General features: G+C 68.7%; 6 protein-coding genes. 4 read left to right on the plus strand and 2 right to left on the minus strand.

What is annotated here, in order from left to right; all coding sequences use genetic code 11:
• Positions 1-879, minus strand: an 879-nt coding sequence (dapA, locus tag NBG84_RS21740) for a 4-hydroxy-tetrahydrodipicolinate synthase (RefSeq protein ID WP_250921221.1), incomplete at its 3' end; no start/stop codon positions are given.
• Between the two features lie 330 nt (positions 880-1,209).
• On the opposite strand from dapA, the gene NBG84_RS21745 reads away from it, so the two are divergent.
• The 3 genes from NBG84_RS21745 to NBG84_RS21755 all read left to right on the plus strand — a co-directional run bounded on the left by NBG84_RS21745 (position 1,210) and on the right by NBG84_RS21755 (position 2,769).
• On the plus strand, positions 1,210-1,356 hold the full coding sequence (locus tag NBG84_RS21745; protein ID WP_250921222.1) for a hypothetical protein: 147 nt from the start codon (positions 1,210-1,212) through the stop codon (positions 1,354-1,356).
• On the plus strand, positions 1,353-1,916 hold the full coding sequence (locus NBG84_RS21750; protein ID WP_308312097.1) for a hypothetical protein: 564 nt from the start codon (positions 1,353-1,355) through the stop codon (positions 1,914-1,916). Before NBG84_RS21745 ends, NBG84_RS21750 begins: the two co-directional genes overlap by 4 nt.
• Positions 1,917-1,992: 76 nt before the next feature.
• Positions 1,993-2,769, plus strand: coding sequence for an antibiotic biosynthesis monooxygenase (locus tag NBG84_RS21755; protein ID WP_250921223.1), 777 nt, complete (start codon positions 1,993-1,995; stop codon positions 2,767-2,769).
• Between the two features lie 12 nt (positions 2,770-2,781).
• Here NBG84_RS21755 and NBG84_RS21760 read toward each other — a convergent pair whose 3' ends face one another.
• Positions 2,782-4,647: an endonuclease/exonuclease/phosphatase family protein gene (locus tag NBG84_RS21760; protein ID WP_250921224.1), complete on the minus strand. Its 1,866-nt coding sequence runs from the start codon at positions 4,645-4,647 to the stop codon at positions 2,782-2,784.
• A gap of 349 nt (positions 4,648-4,996) precedes the next feature.
• On the opposite strand from NBG84_RS21760, the gene NBG84_RS21765 reads away from it, so the two are divergent.
• Positions 4,997-6,466 (plus strand): hypothetical protein, encoded by a 1,470-nt coding sequence (locus NBG84_RS21765; RefSeq protein ID WP_250921225.1) that lies wholly within the window; start codon positions 4,997-4,999, stop codon positions 6,464-6,466.
• The last annotated feature ends 137 nt before the right edge of the window (positions 6,467-6,603 follow it).

A 6,603-nucleotide genomic window follows, 5' to 3' on the forward strand; every position in this document is an offset into this window, starting at 1 on the left:
GCCCAGGTTCGCCAACAGGGTTTCCCGGGCCTCCCGCAGCCGGGCCGCCACCAGTGGACCGGCGTCCTGGAGCGGCTCCCGCACCCCACCCGCGGCCAGGACGGCCTTGGCCGTCACCGAACCCGGCAGGCCCGAGGCCATCATCAACTCCACCAACGGCAGCGTCAGTTGGTTGAGCCGGGCCGCCCGTGCGGTGTCCCCCTGATCGAACGCGTCGAGTACCGCGCCCAGTGCCCGGGGGACCACATTGGCGACCGTGCTGACATAGCCCGCCCCACCCACCGCGTACAACGGCAGATTCAACTCCTCGCACCCGGAGTAGTACGCGAGCGGGGTGTTGGCCATCACCTTGGTCGACCCCAGCAGGTCATAGGCGCAGTCCTTCACCGCCACAATGCGTGGATGGTCCGCCAGCCTCAGGAGCGTCTCCACCTCGATCCTGGTGCCAGTGCGCCCAGGGATGTCATAGAGCATCACCGGCACCCCCACCGCGTCCGCGACCGTGCGGAAGTGCGCCTCCACGGCCGGCTGCGGCGGACGGCTGTAGTACGGGGTGACCACCAACACCGCGTCCGCCCCGGCTCGTTGGGCTGCCCGTGCCAGTGCCACGGTGTGGCGGGTGTCCGCGCTGCCGACCCCGGCCACGACCGGAACCGTCATACCGACGGCGTCTTTGACGGCGCGTACGAGCGCGGTCTTCTCGCCATCGGACGTGGTGGGGGACTCCCCGGTGGTGCCGTTGAGAACCAGTCCATCGCAGCCGTCGCCGACCAGTTGCACCGCGTGGTGCACGGCGGCGTCCAGGTCAAGGGCGCCGGCGGCATCGAAGGGGGTGATCATCGCGCAGAGCGAGCGGCCCAGGGGATGCGGTGTGGTCATGCGCGCAGTCTTCGCGGCAAGAACCCTTCAGGTCTACTTAGTTCTGCTTTAAGTAAGAGATAAGCAGTACTGAACAGTGACATATGGCGGCGGTCTTGGCCCCATGGTGCTCAGTGGGACACCATGACGGATTGAGGTCTGTGTTCCGGCTGTCCCGCAGCGCCGGCTCTCCTCGCACTACCCGTTGCCCTGCTTTCCGGCCTGCTCGCACCGTCGCAACTCCTGCTCCGCCCGCGCTTCTCGCACCTCGCGCCGCCCGTACCACCCGGTCCAACCGTGCGCGCATGTGCGCGCCCGCTCATAGCTCGTTTCGTCCAGACGGAGGTCTTCATGAGGCTTGGCAAGCCGCTCGCCAAGGGGTTCGCCGAAGAGGAGCCCTTGGTTCAAGCGGAGCTGGACAAGCCGATTCTGCCCGCCGAACCAGCACCGAGCGAACAGCCCGTCAAACGCCCCGCCGAGGTCGCGGTCGTCCAATGAATCCCCGGCTCCCAGCGGAACGCCCCCCGACGCCGCCCGTCGGCTACAAGATCGCCCACCCGGTGCTGTCGCGCGACCTGGCCCGAGCCGGATTCCTCGGGGTGGCCCTCGGCGGCCAGGAGCCGTACGCGGTGCTCGACGACGCACGCTGCGTCTATGGGCGTAGACACCGGGTGCCCTCGCGGCGCTGCGACTGTGGATTCCACGCCCTGGTCTCACGTGCTGGGGCGCTGGGACTCACCTGTACGGCCGAACACCGTACGGCCGTACTGCTCGAAGTGGCGGTACTCGGTGTCTACCTCCGCTATGAGTTGGGCTTTCGCTTTGCCCGTCAGCGGGTGCGCACCATGACCGTCGGCTGCTGCCCCTGCCTCGGGCGGACCACTCTGCTCGCCGACGCCGGATGGGGAAGGCCCGGTTGGCACGCGATGGAAGCCGCCTGTGGTGGGTGTGTCCGGGGTCGGATGGCGCTGACCCTCGCTGACTTCGCCCGCCTTGCCGGCCAGGGGCTCTCGGTCCTGCGTGCCGGCCAGGTCACCCAGGCCCAGGCCGTGTCTTGACCTCAATCACACTTGATGTTTCACCCTGGTGATCGACGGACCGCCGCACGGGCGGGCCGAGTTGAGAGGGAGTTCCATGATCCTGTCACTGATCACCCAGCACGGACCGTATGCCCGGCCCGTGGTCGATCGCCCCGACGCCCAGGTGGTCAAGGTCTCCACCTGGGATGTCGGCACCCCCGAGCGTCAGCGGGCCGCCGTGGACGCGCTGGAGAAGGCATGGCGAAGCCGCGGCTGGCCGGGGGGCGGGCTGCTGACCTACACGGTTCATATGGGTGACGACGGCCGCACCCTGCTGCACTACACCCAGTGGACCAGCGAGGAGGCGTTCCAGGAGTTCCTGCGTACCGCGGCTGACTTCAAGCGGGAGTGGAACGCGGAAGTCGATGCCGCCGTTCCCGGTATCGAACGGCTGGGACTCCGTTCGTATGAGCTGTACCGCAGCGGTAGCACCCCAGCGGACCCCAGGATTCCGGGCACCGTGGTGATCGTTGACGTCGAATTCGACGGCCCGGACGCCGACCGTCAGCGAGCCTGGGTCGATACGGTCTTCACCGCGTTGGAGGCTGACACCGCCGGCACCGAAGGCCCCCGCACGGCGGAACCGGGCCCGCGTGACGACCCGCGCTCGGCCGGGATCTCCGGGCACTTCCACCTCAGCCAGGACGGCACCCGGGTACTCAACTACGCCGAGTGGGAGAGCGCCGAAGCCCATCAGGCGGCGCTGGCCGCACCCGGCGAGGGAATCGGCTCAACAACCGCGCAATGGGCTCGTGTGCACGACTTCCCCGGAGTGCGGGGGAGTTCGGTACGCCGCTACACGCCCGGACTCACCCTCGGCCCGGGCGTGTGACCCCACGCTGCCCTAGGGGCGGAAACGCAGCACCTGCGGATCGTGATCGCTGTTCTGGTCCGCGAACTCGGCGTTGATGTGAACGCTGTCGTAGGTGAAGTCGTCGATTGACGGGCTGGTCAGGATCTGATCGAGCACCTGGCTGTTGCCCTGGAAGACATAGGAGTACCGCTCAGCGCGCGGGAGTGACGTGACCGCCGCGTGGAGCGCCCCGCCGTCGGTGAGCGCCTTGGTCGTCGCCGAGAACTCAAAATCATTGATATCGCCGACGACCAGGACATCCGCCCGACGGTCCACCTTCAGGATGTCCTTGACGAAGGCATTCACCGACTGCGCCTGCTGGACCCGCTGCACCTCAGAGGAACGGTTCGGCGGCTGACGGTGGGAGTTGATCGCCTCGTCGCCGCCCTTTGACCCAAAGTGGTTGGCGATCACCACAACGGGTCGGCCCCGGAAGGTGAACTCCCCGGCGAGCGGCTTGCGGCTGCGCTCCCAAGCACTGTTCGCCGGGTCGATCCGACCGGGAGAGAGCGTCAGAGCCGCCCGCCCCCGCTCCCGCACGACCGCGGTGGGCGTGGTGGCATCGCCCCCCTGGCGATCGGTGAAGGAGACCCGCTCCGGGTTGAACAGGAAGACCTGGCGAATATTGCCTCCCGGCTCGCCACCGTCCTTGTTGTTCTCCGGGTCCACGCTGCGCCACCGGTACGACGGCCCACCCGCAGCGCTGATCGCCCGGACGAACTTCTCGATCGTCTGATCAGCGGCGACCGTGCCATCGTTCCTCGCGCCGCTGTTGTCCTGGATTTCCTCCAGGGCCAGGATGTCCGGCGACGAGAGATTCTCCACGACCGCCCGGCCGAGCGCGTCGAACGTCTCCTGAGGGTCCGAGGGATCGAGGTTCTCGACGTTGTAGGTGGCCACGGCCAACTCACCCGTGCGCTGCGGACGGGTGCGCTCACGCACCAGTCCGCGGTCGGTGACCTTGCCCAGGGTCCGAGCGGTGATCGTGTAGCCACCGTACTGGTTGAAGTCGAGGGGACCCTCGGTCCGCCCGGTCAGCACATCGCCGACATCCGCCGCCGGGAAGGGCTGCTCGGCGAGGGGAACCAGGGACTGGATCTTGAGCCGGCCGCTGTTCTGGGAGGCGTACGAGCCGTACAGGGCCCCGCCGCGCGCACTGCGGCTCTCGAACGGCTTGACCGTCACCCACAACTCGGAGAACGCGGTCGCCCCGACGATACGGGAGGTGCCGATGCTGACATTGCTGCCCTCCAAGGACTCGTAGTAGTCGAGTGCCGAGGAACGAGGCTTCAGCGGGAGCGCGTTGATGCTGCCGCCCGCCGCCGGGTCACCGGTCGGGGCGTAGGCGGACGGCACCGACCAGGCGGAGATGACGATGGGCGCGGGCAGTCGGTTTCCGGACGACACCACGGTGACCGAAGGGCGCAGGATCTGGGTGAGCGACTGGTTGCCTGATGCGTTTCCGCCCGGCACGAACTCGCCGACCGTGCCGGAGACCCGCACCTCATCGCCCACCGCCACGGACGGGACCGATCCCGCACCGGTGAAGACGAAGATGCCCTCGCTGGTCGCGGCGTTGTCATCTGCCCGCGGTTCCTGGAACCAGAAGCCCCGGGACGAGCCGTAGCCCCGAACCCCGGTGACGATTCCAGGGACCTCGCCGACCTGCTGGCCCACCAGTGGGGACACCCGAGTCGTGCCCTGGATGTCATGAATTCGGACACCGGTCACCGGGTCCGCGGACGTCGATGGGGATGAGGTCGCGGCCGTCGCCGAACCGGTCAGAAGACCAGCGGCCAGCGCGGACGCGACAAGGGCAGCGACGGCGGCGGTTCTCGGTACAGCGGAGAAGGACATGAAGACTCCGGGATCGAGGGTGGTCAGGAGGGCACAGCGCGATGCTTGTGGCAGGGTCCGCGCCGGTGCCTGGGGTCCTGGGCAAGTGCTCGGGGGTGGAGCTGTCGGATAGTGAAACCAGGATGCTCTACGCGCGTCAATCTCTGTGCTATGGCGGGTACTTGTCAAGGGTGACCCGCTGGCGTTACGAGGTGGAGGAGTGCGCTGGGAGCGCCTTGGGGTGGCCCACGGGGCGCACGGGGGTAGCCGGTGGGGAGAGGCCGGCCGCCGAAACCCGGCGATATGCGTCTAGGCTGGAGAACCCCCGGGGCCACGCCCGGGCTCCCCAAACCTCCAGGAGAAGTACCAGATGCCCCACGACGGTCCCACCCTGCCGCCCGTGCGGCTGCGTCCGGATGCGGAACTGGCGCGGGCTGCGCTGGCCACCCCCCTGCTGACCAGGGCCGTACGACTGGCCCGCTGGGCAGGGCCGGAAACCCGGGTGGGCGCGGGAGGCGAACTCGCCGACGAGCAACTACCGGCCGCGGCACGGACACTGGGTCTGGACACGGACGGTGATGGGCCCGCGTACGCCAGTGAGGCCTGGCGGATGGCCGTGGACGCAGGCCTGCTGGAGGTCCACGATTCCTCCGAAGCCTCCTCCGTGAGTCCCGCGGCCGACATGGACGCCGACGACGAGTACGGAACGGTCACCGCGGGTGAGAACCTGGCACTGATCACCTCCGGCGGACCGCGCGACGTTCTGGGCATCTGGCAGGAGGCCCTGGAGGCGGTGTACGCCGATGCCATCGCGCCCCTGCTGGACGATCTGTCCGATGCCATCGGTCCCGACGGCGAGATCGACTACGCGGCGCTGGACTGGGACCCTGATGGCGAAGCCGAATTCCTCGACGGCGTGCTCGCGAACCTCTACCTGCTGACCGTCACGGACGACGGCGCGGGAGAGGAGCCGGTGCCACTGCCCGCCCTCGCCGCGTCGATGATCGTCCCTGATGACATGGGCGAGCCCACGGACGACATCCTGGAGCAGGTGTCGGTCGCGATGATGCGGCTGGACGATCAGTTCCGTCTGCTGGAGCCGATCGGGCTCGTCGAGTACCAGCCGGTGGACGAGGACCTCATGGCCGAGGACCCGACGGACGAGGCCTCCATGGATGAGGAAGACGTCTCGCGCTACGGGCTGGTGAAACTGACGCCGCTCGGCCTCTACGGGGTACGCGCCCGGATGCTCGAAGCCGGGGTCGACGCCCCGGCCGTGGGTGAACTGGCGGACAAGGGCGCGGATGCCCTCCTCGACGGAATGGCGCACTACCCCGAGTCGGCCGCTCACGCCGAGACCGAAGGATGGTTGGCCCAGCGCAAGCCCGCCGAGGCCACCCGTGAACTGCTCGCCGCAGCCCGAGGCACGGACGGCGGCGGACCGCTGCGGCGACTGCGCTGCCAACAGGCGCTGACCCTCGTCGGCGCCCAGGCCGAGCCCGAGGTCCGCGCGGTCCTGGACGACGCCGAACTCGGTGGACTCGCCCGGGTCTGGCTGGCGGAGCAGGGCGCGGACAATGTGCCGGCGCCGCCGGAGGCCATGGTCTTCTGGCTCTCGATCGACACGATCGCCGCCCAACTCGACGCAGACGGCGAACCGGATGAACTGCGCGGCCTCGTGGAGGGGCTGACCGGGCAGCACAGCGGCTTCTTTGACATGGCATGGCGGGTGGACCACCCGGCGACGGCCGACGTACTGGAAGCGATGGGGCGCATGCACCCCGACAAACGAGTAGCCAAGGAAGCCCGGAAGGCGGCGTTCAAGGCGCGCTCAAAGTAAGAGGGGTGGGCCCTTTGGCAGGGGGTTCCTTTGGCGGGGGGCGGGTCTTGGCTGGGGTTGCCGTGTGTTGGGGGCTTGGGTGCAGGGGCTGAGTGTCCCTGCTCCTTGCCGTGCTCACCGGGGGTGGGGGGTTCCGG

The organism is Streptomyces albipurpureus (assembly GCF_023701525.1).
In the GTDB taxonomy this organism is placed as follows: Bacteria; Actinomycetota; Actinomycetes; order Streptomycetales; family Streptomycetaceae; genus Streptomyces; species Streptomyces albipurpureus.

Bases quoted from the DNA above. Each gene is read 5' to 3' on its own strand.
- NBG84_RS21745 (WP_250921222.1), top strand. From the start codon at position 1,210: ATGAGGCTTGGCAAGCCGCTCGCCAAGGGGTTCGCCGAAGAGGAGCCC.
- NBG84_RS21755 (WP_250921223.1), top strand. From the start codon at position 1,993: ATGATCCTGTCACTGATCACCCAGCACGGACCGTATGCCCGGCCCGTG.
- NBG84_RS21765 (WP_250921225.1), top strand. From the start codon at position 4,997: ATGCCCCACGACGGTCCCACCCTGCCGCCCGTGCGGCTGCGTCCGGAT.
- NBG84_RS21760 (WP_250921224.1), bottom strand. From the start codon at position 4,647: ATGTCCTTCTCCGCTGTACCGAGAACCGCCGCCGTCGCTGCCCTTGTC.
- NBG84_RS21750 (WP_308312097.1), top strand. From the start codon at position 1,353: ATGAATCCCCGGCTCCCAGCGGAACGCCCCCCGACGCCGCCCGTCGGC.